At 70.4% G+C, this 17,908-nt stretch carries 15 protein-coding genes; 1 reads left to right on the top strand and 14 read right to left on the bottom strand.

The window, feature by feature from the left end; genetic code table 11:
- Positions 1 to 17: 17 nt before the first annotated feature.
- Positions 18 to 866, bottom strand: a complete 849-nt coding sequence (locus ABTY04_RS35060; RefSeq protein ID WP_352217494.1) for an HAD family hydrolase — start codon at positions 864 to 866, stop codon at positions 18 to 20.
- 141 nt (positions 867 to 1,007) lie between these two features.
- Here ABTY04_RS35060 and fahA point away from each other — a divergent pair, with 141 nt between their 5' ends.
- The gene (gene fahA, locus ABTY04_RS35055) at positions 1,008 to 2,231 is read left to right on the top strand and encodes a fumarylacetoacetase (protein ID WP_352217493.1); all 1,224 of its coding nucleotides are present in this window, start codon (positions 1,008 to 1,010) and stop codon (positions 2,229 to 2,231) included.
- A 197-nt stretch (positions 2,232 to 2,428) separates the two neighbouring features.
- On the opposite strand, the gene nuoN is transcribed toward fahA, so the two are convergent.
- Genes nuoN through ABTY04_RS34990 form a run of 13 tightly spaced genes read right to left on the bottom strand, consistent with a single transcriptional unit; the run spans position 2,429 to position 17,901 of the window.
- Positions 2,429 to 4,075 (bottom strand): NADH-quinone oxidoreductase subunit NuoN, encoded by a 1,647-nt coding sequence (nuoN, locus tag ABTY04_RS35050; protein WP_352217492.1) that lies wholly within the window; start codon positions 4,073 to 4,075, stop codon positions 2,429 to 2,431.
- Positions 4,076 to 4,080: 5 nt separating this feature from the next.
- Complete coding sequence (locus tag ABTY04_RS35045; protein ID WP_352217491.1) at positions 4,081 to 5,673, bottom strand: NADH-quinone oxidoreductase subunit M; 1,593 nt, start codon at positions 5,671 to 5,673, stop codon at positions 4,081 to 4,083.
- Between the two features lies 1 nt (position 5,674).
- Positions 5,675 to 7,570 carry an NADH-quinone oxidoreductase subunit L gene (nuoL, locus tag ABTY04_RS35040; RefSeq protein WP_352217490.1) on the bottom strand — a complete coding sequence of 632 codons (1,896 nt, stop codon included), beginning with the start codon at positions 7,568 to 7,570 and terminating at the stop codon, positions 5,675 to 5,677.
- A gap of 12 nt (positions 7,571 to 7,582) precedes the next feature.
- Positions 7,583 to 7,882 (bottom strand): NADH-quinone oxidoreductase subunit NuoK, encoded by a 300-nt coding sequence (gene nuoK, locus ABTY04_RS35035; RefSeq protein WP_054223348.1) that lies wholly within the window; start codon positions 7,880 to 7,882, stop codon positions 7,583 to 7,585.
- Positions 7,879 to 8,694, bottom strand: a complete 816-nt coding sequence (locus tag ABTY04_RS35030; protein WP_352217489.1) for an NADH-quinone oxidoreductase subunit J — start codon at positions 8,692 to 8,694, stop codon at positions 7,879 to 7,881. The genes nuoK and ABTY04_RS35030 overlap by 4 nt, the downstream gene beginning before the upstream one ends.
- The gene (gene nuoI / locus ABTY04_RS35025) at positions 8,691 to 9,296 is read right to left on the bottom strand and encodes an NADH-quinone oxidoreductase subunit NuoI (protein ID WP_352217488.1); all 606 of its coding nucleotides are present in this window, start codon (positions 9,294 to 9,296) and stop codon (positions 8,691 to 8,693) included. The genes ABTY04_RS35030 and nuoI overlap by 4 nt, the downstream gene beginning before the upstream one ends.
- Complete coding sequence (nuoH, locus tag ABTY04_RS35020; RefSeq protein ID WP_352217487.1) at positions 9,289 to 10,659, bottom strand: NADH-quinone oxidoreductase subunit NuoH; 1,371 nt, start codon at positions 10,657 to 10,659, stop codon at positions 9,289 to 9,291. Before nuoH ends, nuoI begins: the two co-directional genes overlap by 8 nt.
- Positions 10,656 to 13,172, bottom strand: coding sequence for an NADH-quinone oxidoreductase subunit G (locus ABTY04_RS35015; RefSeq protein ID WP_352217486.1), 2,517 nt, complete (start codon positions 13,170 to 13,172; stop codon positions 10,656 to 10,658). Before ABTY04_RS35015 ends, nuoH begins: the two co-directional genes overlap by 4 nt.
- On the bottom strand, positions 13,169 to 14,515 hold the full coding sequence (gene nuoF / locus ABTY04_RS35010; protein ID WP_352217485.1) for an NADH-quinone oxidoreductase subunit NuoF: 1,347 nt from the start codon (positions 14,513 to 14,515) through the stop codon (positions 13,169 to 13,171). The genes ABTY04_RS35015 and nuoF overlap by 4 nt, the downstream gene beginning before the upstream one ends.
- Positions 14,515 to 15,294 carry an NADH-quinone oxidoreductase subunit NuoE gene (gene nuoE, locus ABTY04_RS35005; RefSeq protein WP_352217484.1) on the bottom strand — a complete coding sequence of 260 codons (780 nt, stop codon included), beginning with the start codon at positions 15,292 to 15,294 and terminating at the stop codon, positions 14,515 to 14,517. The genes nuoF and nuoE overlap by 1 nt, the downstream gene beginning before the upstream one ends.
- Positions 15,291 to 16,619: an NADH-quinone oxidoreductase subunit D gene (locus tag ABTY04_RS35000; RefSeq protein ID WP_352217483.1), complete on the bottom strand. Its 1,329-nt coding sequence runs from the start codon at positions 16,617 to 16,619 to the stop codon at positions 15,291 to 15,293. Before ABTY04_RS35000 ends, nuoE begins: the two co-directional genes overlap by 4 nt.
- Positions 16,619 to 17,350, bottom strand: a complete 732-nt coding sequence (locus ABTY04_RS34995) for an NADH-quinone oxidoreductase subunit C (RefSeq protein WP_352217482.1) — start codon at positions 17,348 to 17,350, stop codon at positions 16,619 to 16,621. Before ABTY04_RS34995 ends, ABTY04_RS35000 begins: the two co-directional genes overlap by 1 nt.
- Positions 17,347 to 17,901 carry a NuoB/complex I 20 kDa subunit family protein gene (locus ABTY04_RS34990; protein ID WP_030028258.1) on the bottom strand — a complete coding sequence of 185 codons (555 nt, stop codon included), beginning with the start codon at positions 17,899 to 17,901 and terminating at the stop codon, positions 17,347 to 17,349. The genes ABTY04_RS34995 and ABTY04_RS34990 overlap by 4 nt, the downstream gene beginning before the upstream one ends.
- Positions 17,902 to 17,908: the final 7 nt, after the last annotated feature.

The following is a 17,908-nucleotide window of genomic DNA, read 5'->3' as shown; positions in this document are numbered from 1 at the left end:
GCCCCGGATCCCGGTCCTCAGACGCCGGCTGGGCCGGATGTGCCCGGGGGCGGGAAGAGGCGTTCCAGGACCACCGCGATGCCGTCCTCCTCGTTGGAGAGCGTGAGTTCGTCGGCCACGGCGACCAGCTCGCGGTGGGCGTTGGCCATCGCCACCCCGTGGGCCGCCCACGCGAACATCGGGATGTCGTTCGGCATGTCGCCGAAGGCGACCGTCGACGACGCGCCGACGCCCAGGACATCCGCCGCCAGGGCCAGTCCGCTCGCCTTGCTGACGCCGGGCGGCTGGAGCTCCACCGTGTGCTCCCCCGCCATCGTCACGTTCACCAGGTCCCCGACCACCGAACGGGCGACCCGCGTCAGCTCGTCGTCGTCCAGCTCCGGGTGCTGGAGCAGCACCTTGTTGATCGGCGCGGCCCACAGGTCGGCGCGTCTGCGCACCCGGACCGTCGGCAGGTGCGGATGCCACATCCGATAGCCCGGCCCTATCAGCATCTCGGCGTCCACCCCCTCCTGGTTGACCGCCGCGTACACCTCGCCGATCTCCGCCTCGATCTTCCCGAGCGCCACGTCCGCCAGATCCCGGTCCAACGAAATGGAGTGCAACAGGCGTGCGCGCGCCGTGTCGTACACCTGCGCGCCCTGCCCGCACACCGCGAGCCCTGTGTAACCGAGGTCATCCAGGACATGTCGGACCTGCGGGACGGGGCGTCCGGTGACGATGATGTGCTGGGCGCCGGCGGCGCGCGCCGTCGCGAGCGCCGCGCACGAGCGGGCGGAGACGGTGTCTCCGGCGCGCAGCAGGGTCCCGTCCAGGTCAGTGGCGATCAAGGCGAAGGGGAGAACCGAAAGCGGAGCGGAAGTCACTGCGCAAGGATACGGACCCCATTGGACAAGTCCTACAAATAGAGCCTCAATCCGGCCTCCCGCAGGCCTCACCCGCCACGTAACGTATCAACCAGCCCACCGGGACACCCCCGGACCGCATCGAAAGCGAGGCAGTACCCCATGCCCCAGCAGAGCCCCCTCGATGTCCCCGAGGGCGACCCGTTCGGGCCGCACAACCTCCCGTACGGCGTCTTCTCCACCGCCGGGGAACCGCGCCGCCGCATCGGTGTGCGCATCAGCGGACACGTGCTCGACGCGGGGGCGGCCGCGGCCGCGCTCGGCTCCCCGTACGCGGCGCTGCTCGGGCAGTCCTCGCTCAACCCGCTGCTGGCCGCAGGCCGCACCGCCTGGCGCGACGTGCGCCGCGCGCTGACCGCCTGGGTGACCGACCCCGGCCACCGCGAGACGGTCGAGCCGCACCTCCTCCCGCTGGACGCCGTCACCCTGCATCTGCCGTACGAGGTCGCCGACTACGTCGACTTCTACGCGAGCGAGCACCACGCCACCAACGTCGGGAAGATGTTCCGCCCGGACGGTGACGCCCTCACCCCCAACTGGAAGCACCTGCCGATCGGTTACCACGGCCGCTCCGGCACGATCGTCGTCTCCGGCACCGACGTCGTCCGCCCGTCCGGGCAGCGCAAGGCGCCCACCGACCCGGCGCCCGTCTTCGGCCCGTCCGTCAAGCTCGACATCGAGGCGGAGGTCGGCTTCGTCGTCGGCACCCCGTCCGAGCTGGGCCGCCCGGTGCCGCTGGCCGAGTTCGAGGACCACGTCTTCGGGCTGTTCCTGCTCAACGACTGGTCGGCGCGCGACATCCAGGCCTGGGAGTACGTGCCGCTGGGCCCCTTCCTCGGCAAGTCCTTCGCCACCTCCGTCTCCGCCTGGGTGACCCCGTTGGAGGCCCTGGAGGCGGCCCGGGTCGCCCCGCCGGCCCGCGACTTCCCGCTGCTGCCGTACCTCGACGACGCCGACGCGGACCGGCCCGGCGGCTTCGACCTGCACATCACCGTCTCCATCAACGGGCAGGAGGTCGCGCAGCCGCCGTTCGCGACGATGTACTGGACCGCCGCCCAGCAGCTCGCGCACATGACGGTCAACGGCGCCTCCCTGCGCACCGGGGACGTCTACGGCTCGGGCACGGTCAGCGGCCCCGAGGTCGGACAGCGCGGCTCGCTGCTGGAGCTGACGTGGAACGGCCGCGACGCCATCGAGCTCGCCGACGGCAAGCGCACCTTCCTGGAAGACGGCGACACCGTCACCCTCACCGCCTGGGCACCGGGCCCCGAGGGCACCCGGGTCGGCCTCGGCGAGGTCACCGGCCGCGTTGCGGGATCCCGCTAGCCGCCCCTCGGGGCGGAGAGCATCACCGGGGTGGCGGGCCCTTCCGCCACCCCGGAAGGTTTCCGCCCCCCTTCCCCATCGACCTGGACCTCACCGAGATCGTGCCGAGGCGGCTGCGGCCGGAGTGACCCGCACACGCAACGGGGCCAGGCTCCCTCGAAGAGAGCCTGGCCCCGGCACGTCCACCGGACCATCCGTCAGCGGACGAACGTGCTCGCCTGCCCCGCCAGGTCCAGGAAGTACTGCGGGGCCAGGCCCAGGACCAGGGTCACGGCCACGCCCACCGCGATGGTGGTCATCGTCAGCGGCGACGGGACGGCCACCGTCGGGCCGTCCGCCTTCGGCTCGCTGAAGAACATCAGGACGATCACCCGGATGTAGAAGAACGCGGCGATCGCGGACGAGATGACACCGACCACGACCAGCACGCCCGCGCCGCCCTCCGCCGCCGCCTTGAACACGGCGAACTTGCCGGAGAAGCCCGACGTCAGCGGGATGCCTGCGAAGGCCAGCAGGAAGACCGCGAAGACCGCCGCCGTCAGCGGGGAACGGCGGCCCAGCCCCGCCCACTTGGACAGGTGCGTCGCCTCGCCGCCCGCGTCGCGCACCAGCGTGACCACGGCGAAGGCCCCGATCGTCACGAAGGAGTACGCGCCCAGGTAGAAGAGGACGGACTGGACGCCCTGCGCCGACGTCGCGATCACACCGGCCAGGATGAAGCCCGCGTGCGCGATCGAGGAGTAGGCCAAGAGCCGCTTGACGTCGGTCTGGGTCACCGCGATCACCGCACCGGCCAGCATCGTCACGATCGCCACGCCCCACATCACCGGCCGCCAGTCCCACCGCAGGCCCGGGAGGACGACGTACAGCAGGCGCAGGAGCGCGCCGAACGCGGCCACCTTCGTCGCCGCCGCCATGAAGCCCGTGACCGGGGTCGGGGCGCCCTGGTAGACGTCCGGGGTCCACATGTGGAACGGGACCGCGCCGACCTTGAAGAGCAGGCCCATCAGGATCATCGCCCCGCCGATCAGCAGCAGCGCGTCGTTGCCCATGGTGTCGGCCAGCGCCGGGTCGATCTTCGTGACCGTGCCGTCCACCACGTCGGCGATCGCCGCGTACGAGACCGAGCCCGCGTACCCGTAGACCAGCGCGATGCCGAAGAGGAAGAAGGCCGAGGAGAAGGCGCCGAGCAGGAAGTACTTGACCGCCGCCTCCTGCGACATCAGCCGCTGGCGGCGGGCGACGGCGCAGAGCAGGTACAGCGGGAGGGAGAAGACCTCCAGCGCCACGAACAGGGTCAGCAGGTCGTCGGCCGCCGGGAAGATCAGCATGCCGGAGATCGCGAACAGCACCAGCGGGAAGACCTCGGTGGTGGTGAAGCCCGCCTTGACGGCGGCCTTCTCGCTCTCGCTGCCCGGTACGGACGCCGCCTGCGCGGCGAAGGAGTCCACCCGGTTGCCGTGCGCGGCCGGGTCCAGGCGCCGCTCGGCGAACGTGAAGACCGCGACGATCGAGGCCAGCAGGATGGTCCCCTGGAGGAACAGCGCCGGGCCGTCCACGGCCACGGCGCCCATCGCCGCGATGTGCGCCTTGTCGCTGCCGTACCCGCCGGCGGCGAGGCCGACGACCGCCGCGAAGGCCGAGGCCAGCGCGGCGACGGTGAGGAACACCTGGACGTAGTAGCGGGACGTGCGCGGTACGAAGGCCTCGACGAGGACTCCGACCACCGCCGCGCCCACCACGATCAGCGTGGGCGCGAGCTGCGCGTACTCGATGTGCGGGGCCGGGATCCGGTCGACCGGCTCCCCGGCCGCCAGCGTCAGCAGCCCTTGGGCAGCAGCCATGGTGCTCACTTCGCCGCCTCCCCGTTCTTGGCCTCGACAGCCACCTGTGGCTTCGGGTCCTTCTCGTGTACGTCGGACATGGTGTGCTCCACCGCCGGGTTGACGATCTCGGTGAGCGGCTTCGGGTACACGCCCAGCGCGATCAGCAGCACGATCAGCGGGGCGACCACCAGCACCTCGCGCAGGCGCAGGTCCTGCATCGGGCGGACCTCCTCCTTCACGGGGCCGGTCATCGTGCGCTGGTAGAGCACCAGGGTGTAGAGCGCGGCCAGCACGATCCCGATGGTGGCGATGATGCCGATGACGGGATACCGGGAGAACGTGCCGACCAGGACCAGGAATTCACTGACGAAGGGCGCCAGGCCCGGCAGCGACAGGGTGGCGAGGCCGCCGATCAGGAAGGTGCCGGCCAGCACCGGGGCCACCTTCTGCACACCGCCGTAGTCGGCGATGAGCCGGGAGCCGCGGCGCGAGATCAGGAAGCCGGCCACCAGCATCAGCGCGGCCGTGGAGAGCCCGTGGTTGACCATGTACAGCGTCGCGCCCGACTGGCCCTGGGAGGTCATGGCGAAGATGCCCATGATGATGAACCCGAAGTGGGAGATCGAGGCGTACGCGACCAGCCGCTTCATGTCCCGCTGCCCGACCGCGACCAGCGCGCCGTAGACGATGCTGATCAGGGCGAGGACGAGGATCACCGGCGTGGCCCACTTGCTGGCGTCCGGGAACAGCCCGAGGCAGAAGCGGAGCATCGCGAAGGTGCCGACCTTGTCGACGACCGCGGTGATCAGGACGGCGACCGGGGCCGTGGCCTCGCCCATCGCGTTCGGCAGCCAGGTGTGCAGCGGCCACAGCGGGGCCTTCACCGCGAAGGCGAAGAAGAAGCCGAGGAACAGCAGCCGCTCGGTGTTGGCCGACATGTCGAGCGTGCCCGCGGCGCGGGCGGCGGTGATCTCCTGGAGCGAGAAGTTCCCGGCGACCACGTAGAGGCCGATGACCGCAGCCAGCATGATGAGGCCGCCGACCAGGTTGTAGAGGAGGAACTTGACCGCCGCGTACGAGCGCTGCGCGGCCGCGTTCTCGTCCGTGCCGGCGTGGGCCCGGTCCCCGAAGCCGCCGATGAGGAAGTACATCGGGATGAGCATGGCTTCGAAGAAGATGTAGAAGAGGAAGACGTCGGTGGCCTCGAAGGACATGACCACCATCGCCTCGACCAGCAGGATCAGGGCGAAGAAGCCCTGCGTCGGGCGCCAGCGGGACGATTGCGTCTCAAGGGGGTCGGCGTCGTGCCAGCCGGCCCCGATCACGAAGGGGATCAGCAGCGCGGTGAGCCCGATCAGGACCACCCCGATGCCGTCGACGCCCAGTTGGTAGCGGACGCCGAAGTCGGGGATCCAGGCGTGCGATTCGGTGAGCTGGTAGCGGGCGCCGCCGGGCTCGAAGCGGACCGCGACGAGCACGGCCAGGGCCAGCGTCGCCAGCGAGAAGAGCAGCGCCAGCCACTTGGCGGCGGTCCTGCGGGCGGCCGGGACGGCCGCTGTCAGGACGGCGCCGGCCGCGGGGACCACGGCCGTCACCGTCAGAAGCGGGAAACTCATCTCACACCGCCCTCATCAGCAGGGTCGCGGCGATGAGGATCGCCGTGCCCCCGAACATCGAGACCGCGTAGCTGCGGGCGTAGCCGTTCTGCAGCTTGCGCAGCCGGCCCGACAGACCGCCGACCGAGGCGGCCGTCCCGTTGACGACCCCGTCGACCAGGCTGTGGTCGACGTACACGAGCGAGCGGGTCAGGTGCTCCCCGCCGCGCACCAGCACGACGTGGTTGAAGTCGTCCTGGTACAGGTCCCGGCGGGCCGCCCGGGTGAGCAGGCTGCCGCGCGGGGCGTCCACCGGGACGGGCTTCCTGCCGTACTGGGCCCAGGCGAGGCCGACGCCGATGAGCAGGACCACGACCGTGGCGGCGGTGATCGCCCCGGCGCCGATCGGCGGGTGCCCGTGCTCGAAGGAGGTGACGGGCTCCAGCCACTTCACGAAGGACTCGTTGAGGCTGAAGAGGGCTCCGGCGAAGACCGAGCCGAAGGCCAGCACGACCATCGGCAGGGTCATGGACTTCGGGGACTCGTGCGGGTGCGGCTCGTGTCCGTGCTCGTCCGGCTGCCAGCGCTTCTCGCCGAAGAAGGTCAGGAGCATCACGCGGGTCATGTAGAACGCGGTGATGGCCGCGCCCAGCAGGGTGACCGCGCCGAGGATCCAGCCCTCGGTGCCGCCCTTCGCGAAGGCCGCCTCGATGATCTTGTCCTTGGACCAGAAGCCGGACAGGCCCGGGAAACCGATGATGGCGAGGTAGCCGAGGCCGAAGGTGACGAAGGTGACCGGCATGTACTTCCGCAGGCCGCCGTAGCGCCGCATGTCCACCTCGTCGTTCATCCCGTGCATCACGGAACCCGCGCCGAGGAAGAGGCCGGCCTTGAAGAAGCCGTGCGTCACCAGGTGCATGATCGCGAAGGCGTAGCCGATGGGGCCGAGGCCCGCAGCCAGGATCATGTACCCGATCTGCGACATCGTCGATCCGGCGAGGGCCTTCTTGATGTCGTCCTTCGCGCAACCGACGATCGCACCGAAGAGGAGCGTGACCCCGCCGACCACGACGACCGCGGTCTGCGCGTCCGGCGCGGCGTTGAAGACCGCCCCGGACCGGGTGATGAGGTACACGCCGGCGGTGACCATGGTCGCCGCGTGGATCAGGGCCGAGACCGGGGTCGGGCCCTCCATCGCGTCACCGAGCCAGGACTGGAGCGGCACCTGGGCCGACTTGCCGCACGCGGCGAGCAGCAGCAGCAGGGCGATCGCCGTCAGCTTGCCCTCGGTCGCGTTCCCCACCGAGGCGAACACCGGCCCGAAGGCGAAGGTTCCGAAGGTGGTGAACATCACCATGATCGCGATGGACAGGCCCATGTCGCCGACCCGGTTGACCAGGAAGGCCTTCTTCGCGGCGGTCGCCGCGCTCGGCTTGTGCTGCCAGAAGCCGATGAGCAGGTACGAGGCGAGGCCGACGCCCTCCCACCCGACGTACAGCAGGAGGTAGTTGTCGGCGAGGACCAGCAGCAGCATCGCCGCGAGGAACAGGTTCAGGTAGCCGAAGAAGCGGCGGCGGCGCTCGTCGTGCTCCATGTACCCGATCGAGTACACGTGGATGAGCGTGCCCACTCCGGTGATCAGCAGGACGAACGTCATCGACAGCTGGTCGAGCTGGAAGGCGACGTCCGCCTGGAAGCCCTCGACGGGGATCCAGGTGTACAGCTTCTGGTACAGGGTCCGGTCGTCGGCGCTGCGTCCCAGCATGTCGGCGAACAGGGCCGCGCCGATGCCGAAGGAGGCGGCGGCGAGCAGGGTGCCGAGCCAGTGGCCGGCCTTGTCGAGGCGCCGGCCGCCGCACAGCAGCACCGCCGCTCCGAGCAGGGGCGCCGCGATCAGCAGCCCAATCAGATTCTCCACTGTGAGCGCCCCTTACAGCTTCATCAGGCTGGCGTCGTCGACCGAGGCCGAGTGGCGGGTACGGAACAGCGACACGATGATCGCGAGTCCCACCACGACCTCCGCGGCGGCGACGACCATCGTGAAGAAGGCGATGATCTGGCCGTCGAGGTTGCCGTGCATCCGGGAGAAGGTGACGAAGGCGAGGTTGCAGGCGTTGAGCATCAGCTCGATGCACATGAACAGCACGATCGCGTTCTTCCGGATCAGTACTCCGGCGGCGCCGATGGTGAACAGCAGCGCCGACAGGTACAGGTAGTTGACCGGGTTCACTTCGAGGCCTCCTCACGGCCGAGGCGCTCGGTCGACCGCTGCTCCAGCGCCTTCAGGTCCTCCAGGGCCTCGTTCGAGACGTCCCGGATCTGGCCGCGGGCCCGCAGCGTCTTGCTGACGGTCAGCTCGGACGGGGTGCCGTCCGGCAGCAGGCCGGCGACGTCCACTGCGTTGTGCCGGGCGTAGACGCCGGGCGCGGGCAGCGGCGGAACCTGTACGCCCTCGCGGACGCGCCGCTCGGCGAGCTCGCGCTGCGTGGCGGCCCGCTCGGTGCGCTCGCGGTGGGTGAGCACCATCGCGCCGACGGCGGCGGTGATCAGCAGCGCGCCGGTGATCTCGAAGGCGAACACGTACTTGGTGAAGATCAGCGTGGCCAGCCCCTCCACGTGCCCGGCGGAGTTGATCCGGCCGAGTCCGTTGAAGTGGCCCAGCCCGGCGTTGGCGATGCCGGCGATCAGCAGGACGCCGAAGCCGAGCCCGCAGAGGGCGGCCATCCAGCGCTGCCCCTTGAGGGTCTCCTTCAGCGAGTCGGCTGCGGTGACGCCGACGAGCATGACCACGAAGAGGAAGAGCATCATGATCGCGCCGGTGTAGACGATCACCTGGACCACGCCCAGGAAGTACGCCCCGTTGGCGAGGTAGAAGACCGCCAGGACGATCATCGTCCCGGCCAGGCTGAGGGCGCTGTGCACGGCCTTCTTCATCAGGATCGTGGACAGCGCGCCGACGACGGCGACGGTGGCGAGGACCCAGAACTGCACGGCCTCGCCGGTGGAGGTGACCGTGGCGGCGGCCGTGGTGAACGCGCTCACGCCCCCACCCCCTGGCCCTCGGAGGGCGCCGCCTGCTCGCCCTTGGAGACGGCCGCCTGCCGCTCGGTACCGGGGGCCGCCCCGGTGACCAGCCCGCGGTAGTAGTCCTGCTCGTCCATGCCCGGGAAGATCGCGTGCGGCGTCTCCACCATGCCCTCGGTCAGGCCGGCGAGCAGCTGCTCCTTGGTGTAGATGAGCGATTCGCGGCTGGAGTCGGCCAGTTCGAACTCGTTCGTCATCGTCAGCGCCCGCGTCGGGCAGGCCTCGATGCACAGCCCGCACAGGATGCAGCGGGCGTAGTTGATCTGGTAGACCCGGCCGTACCGCTCGCCCGGGGAGTAGCGCTCCTCCTCGGTGTTGTCCGCGCCTTCCACGTAGATGGCGTCGGCGGGGCAGGCCCAGGCGCACAGCTCGCACCCGATGCACTTCTCCAGACCGTCCGGGTGCCGGTTCAGCTGGTGCCGCCCGTGGAAGCGCGGAGCGGTGGTCTTCTGCTGCTCCGGGTACTGCTCGGTGAGGCGCTTCTTGAACATGGCCTTGAAGGTCACGCCGAAGCCGGCCACCGGGTTCTGCCACTTCTCGTTCTGGTCCGCGTCAGACATTCTCAGCACCCTCCTCTCGGTCACTGTCAGCATTCGCCCCGCCACTGGCAATCAGCTCCCGCTCGCTGCGGGGCCGCCTGCGCGGTACGGGTGCCAGGTGCTGGCCGGGCTTGGGCGGTACGGGGAATCCGCCCGCCAGCGGGTCGAAGGGCTCGGCCGCCGCGGCCTCGCCGGCCTGTCCGGCGGCCGCCTTCTCCTTCCGGTCGCGGAACAGGTCCGCGACGAAGGACAGCAGCAGGATCGCGACGACCGCGCCGCCGACGTACAGGACGATCTCCGAGAAGTCGTAGCGCTCGTTGCGCAGCGCCCGGACGGTCGCCACCAGCATCAGCCAGAGCACGGAGACCGGGATCAGGACCTTCCAGCCGAGCTTCATCAGCTGGTCGTAGCGGACGCGGGGCAGCGTGCCGCGCAGCCAGATGAAGAAGAACAGCAGCAGCTGGACCTTGATGACGAACCAGAGCATCGGCCACCAGCCGTGGTTCGCGCCCTCCCAGTACGTGGAGATCGGCGCGGGGGCGCGCCAGCCGCCGAGGAAGAGGGTGACCGAGACCGCCGAGACGGTGACCATGTTGACGTACTCGGCCAGCATGAACAGCGCGAACTTGATGGAGGAGTACTCGGTGTTGAAGCCGCCGACGAGGTCGCCCTCGGACTCCGGCATGTCGAACGGGGCGCGGTTCGTCTCGCCGACCATGGTGACGACGTAGATGATGAACGACACCGGCAGCAGCACGATGTACCAGCGGTCCGCCTGCGCCTCCACGATCGCCGAGGTCGACATCGACCCGGAGTAGAGGAAGACGGAGGCGAAGGCCGCGCCCATCGCGATCTCGTACGAGATCATCTGGGCGCAGGAGCGCAGGCCGCCGAGCAGCGGGTACGTCGAGCCCGAGGACCAGCCGGCGAGGACGATGCCGTAGATGCCGACCGAGGCGACCGCGAGGACGTAGAGCATCGCGATCGGGAGGTCGGTGAGCTGCATCGTGGTGCGCTGGCCGAAGATGGAGACCTCGTCGTCGGCCGGGCCGAACGGGATCACCGCGATGGCCATGAAGGCCGGGACCGCCGCGATGACCGGGGCGAGGACGTACACCACCTTGTCGGCCCGCTTGACGATGATGTCTTCCTTGAGCATGAGCTTCACGCCGTCGGCGAGCGACTGGAGCATGCCCCAGGGGCCGTGCCGGTTGGGGCCGATGCGCAGCTGCATCCAGGCGACGACCTTGCGCTCCCACACGATGGAGAAGAGCACGGTCACCATCAGGAAGGCGAAGCAGAACACCGCCTTGACGACGACGAGCCACCAGACGTCCCTGCCGAACAGGGAGAGGTCCTCGGCCGCGAGCTGTACCGCGTTCACGCGCCCACCTCCGCATCGGTGCCGCTGCTGTCGGCCGGGGTCGCCGGGCCGATCCGTACGAGGGTGCCCGGGTGGGCACCGGTGTCGGCGAGGACGCCGTGCCCGGTGGAGTTCAGCGGGAGCCAGACCACCCGGTCGGGCATCTCGGTGATCCGCAGCGGCAGCTCCACGGAGCCGGCCGGGCCGGTGACCGCGAGGACGTCGCCGTCCTTGACGCCGGTCTCGGCGGCCGTGGCGGCCGACAGCCGGGCGCTCGCCTCGTGCCGGGTGCCGGCGAGGGCGTCGTCGCCCTCCTGGAGCCGGCCCTGGTCGAGGAGGAGCCGGTGGCCCGCGAGGACCGCCTCGCCCGCGCGGGGGCGGGGCACCTGCACGGCGGCGACGGAGACCTCGGCGGGGAGTCCGCCCTCCCACGGGCCGAGCCGGTCCAGTTCGCGGCGTACGGCGTGTACGTCGGGCAGCGCGATCGGCCGGTCGGCCGCGTCGGCCAGCATGTGCAGCACGCGGGCGTCGGCGGGGGCGGTCGGGCGGGTCATCTGGTCGGGCTTGAGCGCGGCCTCGAACGGCCGGACCCTGCCCTCCCAGTTGATGAACGCGCCCGCCTTCTCGGCGACGGCGGCGACCGGGAAGACCACGTCCGCGTGGTCGGTGACCTGGCCGGGCCGCAGTTCCAGCGAGACCACGAAGGCCTCCTGGAGGGCGACCAGAGCGCGGGCCGGGTCGGGCAGGTCGGCGACCTCGACGCCCGCGACCAGCAGGGCGGCCAGCTCGCCGCCTGCGGCGGCCTCGACGATCTGCCCGGTGTCGCGGCCGTAGCGGTGCGGGAGGTCGTCCAGCCCCCAGGCGGTGGCGACCTCGGCGCGGGCCCGCGGGTCGGTGGCCGGACGGGCCCCCGGCAGCAGGGACGGCAGCGCGCCCGCCTCGACGGCGGCCCGCTCCCCGGCCCGGCGCGGGATCCACACCAGCTGCGCCCCGGTGGCGGCGGCGGCCCGTACGGCGGCGGTCAGCGCGCCGGGCACGCCGGCCAGGCGCTCCCCGACGACGATGACGGCGCCGCTCCGGCGCAGCGCGTCGGCGGCCTCGTGGCCGTCGGCCTCCAGGCCGGTCCGGGAGGCCAGTGCGTTGAGCCACTCGGGCTCGGTGCCGGGGGCGGCGGCCAGCAGGGTGCCGCCCGCCTTCTCCAGGCCGCGGGTGGCGAACGGGGCGAGGGCGAAGGTCCGCTGCTTGCGCTTGCGGTGGGCCTTGCGCAGCCGCAGGAAGACGCCGGGGGCCTCCTCCTCGGACTCGATCCCGGCGAGCAGCACGGCGGGCGCCGCCTCCAGCGAGGAGTACGTCACCCCGCGCCCGTCGAGGTCCTTGCCGGTGCCGGCGACGGTGGCGGCCAGGAACTCGGCCTCCTCCGCACTGTGGATCCGCGCCCGGAAGTCGATGTCGTTGGTGCCGAGGACCACCCGCGCGAACTTGGCGTACGCGTACGCGTCCTCGACGGTGAGCCGCCCGCCGGTCAGGACGCCGGCCCGGCCGCGCGCGGCGGCGAGCCCGGCGGCCGCGGCCTCCAGGGCCTCGGGCCAGCTCGCCGGGGCGAGGACCCCGTCGCTGCCGCGGACCAGCGGAGTGGTGAGCCGGTCCGGGCGCTGCGCGTAGCGGAACCCGAAGCGGCCCTTGTCGCAGATCCACTCCTCATTGACCTCGGGGTCCTCGGCGGCCATCCGGCGCAGCACCTTGCCGCGGCGGTGGTCGGTCCGGGTCGCGCAGCCGCCCGCACAGTGCTCGCACACGCTCGGGGAGGAGACGAGGTCGAACGGGCGGGAGCGGAACCGGTACGCGGCCGAGGTGAGGGCGCCGACGGGGCAGATCTGGATGGTGTTGCCGGAGAAGTACGACTCGAAGGGGTCGCCCTCTCCGATGCCGACCTGCTGGAGCGCGCCGCGTTCCAGGAGCTCGATCATCGGGTCGCCCGCCACCTGGTTGGAGAACCGGGTGCAGCGCGCGCACAGCACGCAGCGCTCGCGGTCCAGCAGCACCTGTGTGGAGATCGGGACCGGCTTCTCGTACGTGCGCTTCCTGCCCTCGAAACGCGAGTCGCTCTGTCCGTGGGACATCGCCTGGTTCTGCAGGGGGCACTCGCCGCCCTTGTCGCAGACCGGGCAGTCCAGCGGGTGGTTGATGAGCAGCAGCTCCATCACCCCGCGCTGGGACTTCTCGGCGACCTCGGAGGTCAGCTGCGTCTTGACGACCATGCCGTCGGTGCAGGTGATGGTGCAGGAGGCCATCGGCTTGCGCTGGCCCTCGACCTCGACGATGCACTGGCGGCAGGCGCCGACCGGGTCGAGGAGGGGGTGGTCGCAGAACCGGGGGATCTCGATGCCGATCTGCTCGGCGGCCCGGATGACCAGGGTTCCCTTGGGCACCGACAGTTCGATGCCGTCGATGGTCAGGGAGACCGAATCTTCGGCGGCCTTCGGCCGCCCCGCTGCCTCGCCGCCACCGGCGGGGGCGTTGGTGGTGACGGTCATGCGTTCACCTCCGTGTCAGCCCAGAGGGTCGACTTCCTGGGGTCGAAGGGGCAGCCCTTGCCCGTGATGTGCTGCTCGTACTCGGCGCGGAAGTACTTGAGCGAGGAGAAGATCGGGCTGGCGGCGCCGTCGCCGAGCGCGCAGAACGACTTGCCGTTGATGTTGTCGGCGATGTCGTTCAGCTTGTCGAGGTCGGACATGACGCCCTTGCCCGCCTCGATGTCGCGCAGCAACTGCACCAGCCAGTACGTTCCTTCGCGGCAGGGTGTGCACTTGCCGCAGGACTCGTGGGCGTAGAACTCGGTCCAGCGGGTGACGGCCCGCACCACGCAGGTCGTCTCGTCGAAGCACTGGAGCGCCTTGGTGCCGAGCATGGAGCCGGCCGCGCCGACGCCCTCGTAGTCCAGCGGCACGTCGAGGTGCTCGGCCGTGAACATCGGGGTGGAGGAGCCGCCCGGGGTCCAGAACTTCAGCCGGTGCCCGGGGCGCATCCCGCCGCTCATGTCGAGGAGCTGGCGCAGGGTGATGCCGAGCGGGGCCTCGTACTGGCCGGGGCCGGCGACGTGCCCGGAGAGCGAGTACAGGGTGAAGCCGGGGGACTTCTCGGTCCCCATCGCCTTGAACCAGTCCTTGCCCCTGTTCAGGATCGCGGGAACCGAGGCGATGGATTCGACGTTGTTGACGACAGTGGGGCACGCGTAGAGCCCCTCGACGGCGGGGAAGGGGGGACGCAGCCGGGGCTGGCCGCGCCGGCCTTCGAGGGAGTCGAGGAGCGCCGTCTCCTCACCGCAGATGTACGCGCCCGCGCCCGCGTGCACCGTGATGTCGAGCTTCAGTCCGCTCCCGAGGATGTCCTCCCCGAGGTACCCGGCCTCGTACGCCTCGCGCACCGCCTCGTGCAGGCGTCGCAGTACCGGCACGACCTCGCCGCGCAGGTAGATGAAGGCGTGCTCCGACCGGATCGCGTAGCAGGCAATGATCATTCCCTCGATGAGGGAGTGCGGATTGGCGAAGAGGAGGGGGATGTCCTTGCAGGTTCCCGGCTCCGATTCGTCCGCGTTCACGACGAGGTAGTGCGGCTTTCCGTCGCCCTGCGGGATGAACTGCCACTTCATTCCGGTGGGGAAGCCCGCGCCGCCGCGCCCGCGCAGACCGGAGTCCTTCACGTACGCGATGAGGTCGTCCGGAGTCATCGCGAGTGCCTTGCGCAGGCCCTCGTACCCGTCGTGGCGCCGGTAGGTCTCCAGCGTCCACGACTGCGGCTCGTCCCAGAAGGCCGACAGCACGGGTGCCAGCAGCTTCTGCGGTGCCCCGTTGTCGTGCATTTCGGCGGTCACGGTCATCACTCCCCCTCCTCGGTGTCGGCCGCGGCCTCGCCACGCGGGTGCACGACCTTGCCGTGCTGCGGGGGCTCGCCGCGCGCGATGCGCAGGCCGATCAGGGAGGCGGGGCCGGCGCCGCCGCTCGCCTCGACCGCGCCCTCGCGCTCGTCCGGGAAACCGGCCAGGATCCGGGCGGTCTCCTTGTACGTACACAGCGGCGCGCCCCGGGTCGGCGCGACGGGACGGCCGGCGATCAGGTCGTCGACCATGGCCTTGGCGGACTCGGGGGTCTGGTTGTCGAAGAACTCCCAGTTGACCATCACCACGGGGGCGTAGTCGCAGGCCGCGTTGCACTCGATGTGTTCCAGCGTGACCTTGCCGTCGGGGGTGGTCTCGTTGTTGCCGACGCCGAGGTGCCGCTTGAGCTCCTCGAAGATCGCGTCGCCGCCCATGACCGCGCACAGGGTGTTGGTGCAGACGCCGACCTGGTAGTCGCCGGAGGGCCCGCGCCGGTACATCGTGTAGAAGGTGGCCACGGCGGTGACCTCGGCGGTGGTCAGGCCCAGGACCTCGGCGCAGAACCGGATGCCGGTGCGCGAGACGTGACCCTCCTCGGCCTGGGTCAGGTGCAGCAGCGGCAGCAGCGCGGAGCGGCTGTCGGGGTAACGGGCGATGACCTCCTTCGCGTCCGCTTCGAGCCGGGCGCGTACGTCGGCCGGGAAGTCGGGGGCCGGAAGCTGGGGCATGCCCAGACTCAGGGGGGTCTGGGGGGTGCCCCCTCCAGAAGACACGGTGGTCATCGGTCGACGCCTCCCATCACGGGGTCGATGGAGGCGACGGCGACGATGACGTCGGCGACCTGGCCGCCCTCGCACATCGCGGCCATGGCCTGCAGGTTGGTGAAGGACGGGTCGCGGAAGTGGACCCGGTAGGGGCGGGTGCCGCCGTCGGAGACGATGTGGACGCCGAGCTCGCCCTTGGGGGACTCGACGGCCGCGTACGCCTGTCCGGCCGGTACCCGGAAGCCCTCGGTCACCAGCTTGAAGTGGTGGATGAGGGCCTCCATGGAGGTGCCCATGATGTTCTTGATGTGGTCGAGCGAGTTGCCGAGGCCGTCCGGGCCCATCGCGAGCTGCGCAGGCCAGGCGATCTTCTTGTCGGCGACCATGACCGGGCCCGGCTCCAGCCGTTCCAGGCACTGTTCGACGATCCGCAGGGACTGGCGCATCTCCTCCAGGCGGATCAGGAACCGCCCGTACGAGTCGCAGGTCTCCGTGGTCGGCACGTCGAACTCGTAGGTCTCGTAGCCGCAGTACGGGTCCGCCTTGCGCAGGTCGTGCGGCAGGCCGGCGGAGCGCAGGATCGGGCCGGTGGCGCCCAGTGCCATGCAGCCGGTGAGGTCGAGGTGGCCGACGTCCTGCATGCGGGCCTTGAAGATGGGGTTGCCGGTGGCGAGCTTGTCGTACTCCGGCAGGTTCTTCTTCATGGTCTTGAGGAAGTGGCGCAGCTGGTCCACGGCGCCCGGGGGCAGGTCCTGGGCGAGGCCGCCGGGGCGGACGAACGCGTGGTTCATGCGCAGGCCGGTGATCAGCTCGAAGATGTCGAGGATCAGCTCGCGGTCCCGGAAGCCGTAGATCATGATCGTGGTCGCGCCCAGCTCCATGCCGCCGGTGGCGATGCACACCAGGTGGGAGGAGAGCCGGTTGAGCTCCATCAGCAGGACACGGAGGACGGTGGCGCGGTCCGGGATCTGGTCGGTGATGCCGAGCAGCTTCTCGACGCCGAGGCAGTACGCCGTCTCGTTGAAGAACGGCGTCAGGTAGTCCATGCGCGTCACGAAGGTGGTGCCCTGCGTCCAGTTCCGGAATTCGAGGTTCTTCTCGATGCCGGTGTGCAGGTAGCCGATGCCGCAGCGGGCCTCGGTGACCGTCTCGCCGTCGATCTCCAGGATCAGGCGGAGCACGCCGTGGGTGGACGGGTGCTGCGGGCCCATGTTGACGACGATCCGCTCGTCGTCGGCCTTGGCCGCCGACTGGACGATCTCGTCCCAGTCGCCGCCGGTGACGGTGTAGACGGTGCCCTCGGTGGTCTCCCGGGAGGCCGAGTGGTTCGAGGTGTTGGACATCAGCTGTACGACCTCCGCTGGTCGGGAGCCGGGATCTGGGCGCCCTTGTACTCGACGGGGATGCCGCCGAGCGGGTAGTCCTTGCGCTGCGGGAAGCCCTGCCAGTCGTCCGGCATCATGATTCGGGTGAGCGCCGGGTGCCCGTCGAAGACCAGGCCGAAGAAGTCGTACGTCTCGCGCTCGTGCCAGTCGTTCGTCGGGTAGACGGAGACGAGCGACGGGAGGTGCGGGTCGCCGTCCGGGACGGACACCTCAAGGCGCAGCAACCGGCCGTGGGTGATCGAGCGCAGGTGGTAGACGGCGTGCAGCTCGCGGCTCTTGTCGTCGGGGAAGTGGACCCCGCTGACGCCGGTGCAGAGCTCGAAGCGCAGGGCCGGGTCGTCGCGCAGGGTGGAGGCCACCCGGAGCAGGTGTTCGCGGGCGATGTGGAGCGTCAGCTCGCCCCGGTCGACCACGACCTTCTCGATCGCGTTGTCCGGGAGCAGGTCCTGCTCCTCCAGGGCTCCTTCGAGCTCGTCCACGACCTCGTCGAAGTAGGAGCCGTAGGGGCGGTGGCTCGCGCCGGGCATGGCCACGGTGCGGACGAGGCCGCCGTAGCCGCTGGTGTCGCCGCCGCTGCGGGATCCGAACATGCCTTTGCGGATGCCGATCACCTCGGGGCCGCCGCGGGTGCCCCGCGGGGCAGGAACGTTGTTCCCGTTGTCCGGGGTGGTCTCGTCGGTGTCGCTCAACGGAGCAGCCCCTTCATCTCGATGGTGGGGAGGGCCTTGAGGGCCGCCGCCTCCGCCTCGCGGGCCGCCTCTTCCCGGTTCACGCCGAGCTTTCCGCCCTGGATCTTCTGGTGGAGCTTGAGGATCGCGTCCATCAGCATCTCGGGGCGGGGCGGGCAGCCGGGGAGGTAGATGTCCACCGGGACGATGTGGTCGACGCCCTGGACGATCGCGTAGTTGTTGAACATTCCACCTGAAGATGCACAAACCCCCATGGAGATGACCCATTTGGGAGCGGGCATCTGGTCGTACACCTGCCGCAGCACCGGCGCCATCTTCTGGCTGACCCGGCCGGCCACGATCATCAGATCGGCCTGGCGCGGGGAGCCGCGGAAGACCTCCATGCCGAAGCGGGCCAGGTCGTACCGGCCCGCTCCGGTGGTCATCATCTCGATGGCGCAGCAGGCCAGGCCGAAGGTCGCGGGGAACACGGATGACTTGCGCACCCAGCCCGCGGCCTGTTCGACGGTGGTCAGCAGAAAGCCGCTCGGCAGCTTCTCTTCCAGTCCCATGGGAAAT

Origin of the sequence: Streptomyces sp. NPDC097981 (assembly GCF_040302565.1) — a bacterium.
Lineage (GTDB): Bacteria > Actinomycetota > Actinomycetes > Streptomycetales > Streptomycetaceae > Streptomyces.
The sequence above is the reverse complement of the archived record's forward strand: the minus strand, read 5'-3'. Positions and strand labels throughout refer to the sequence as shown.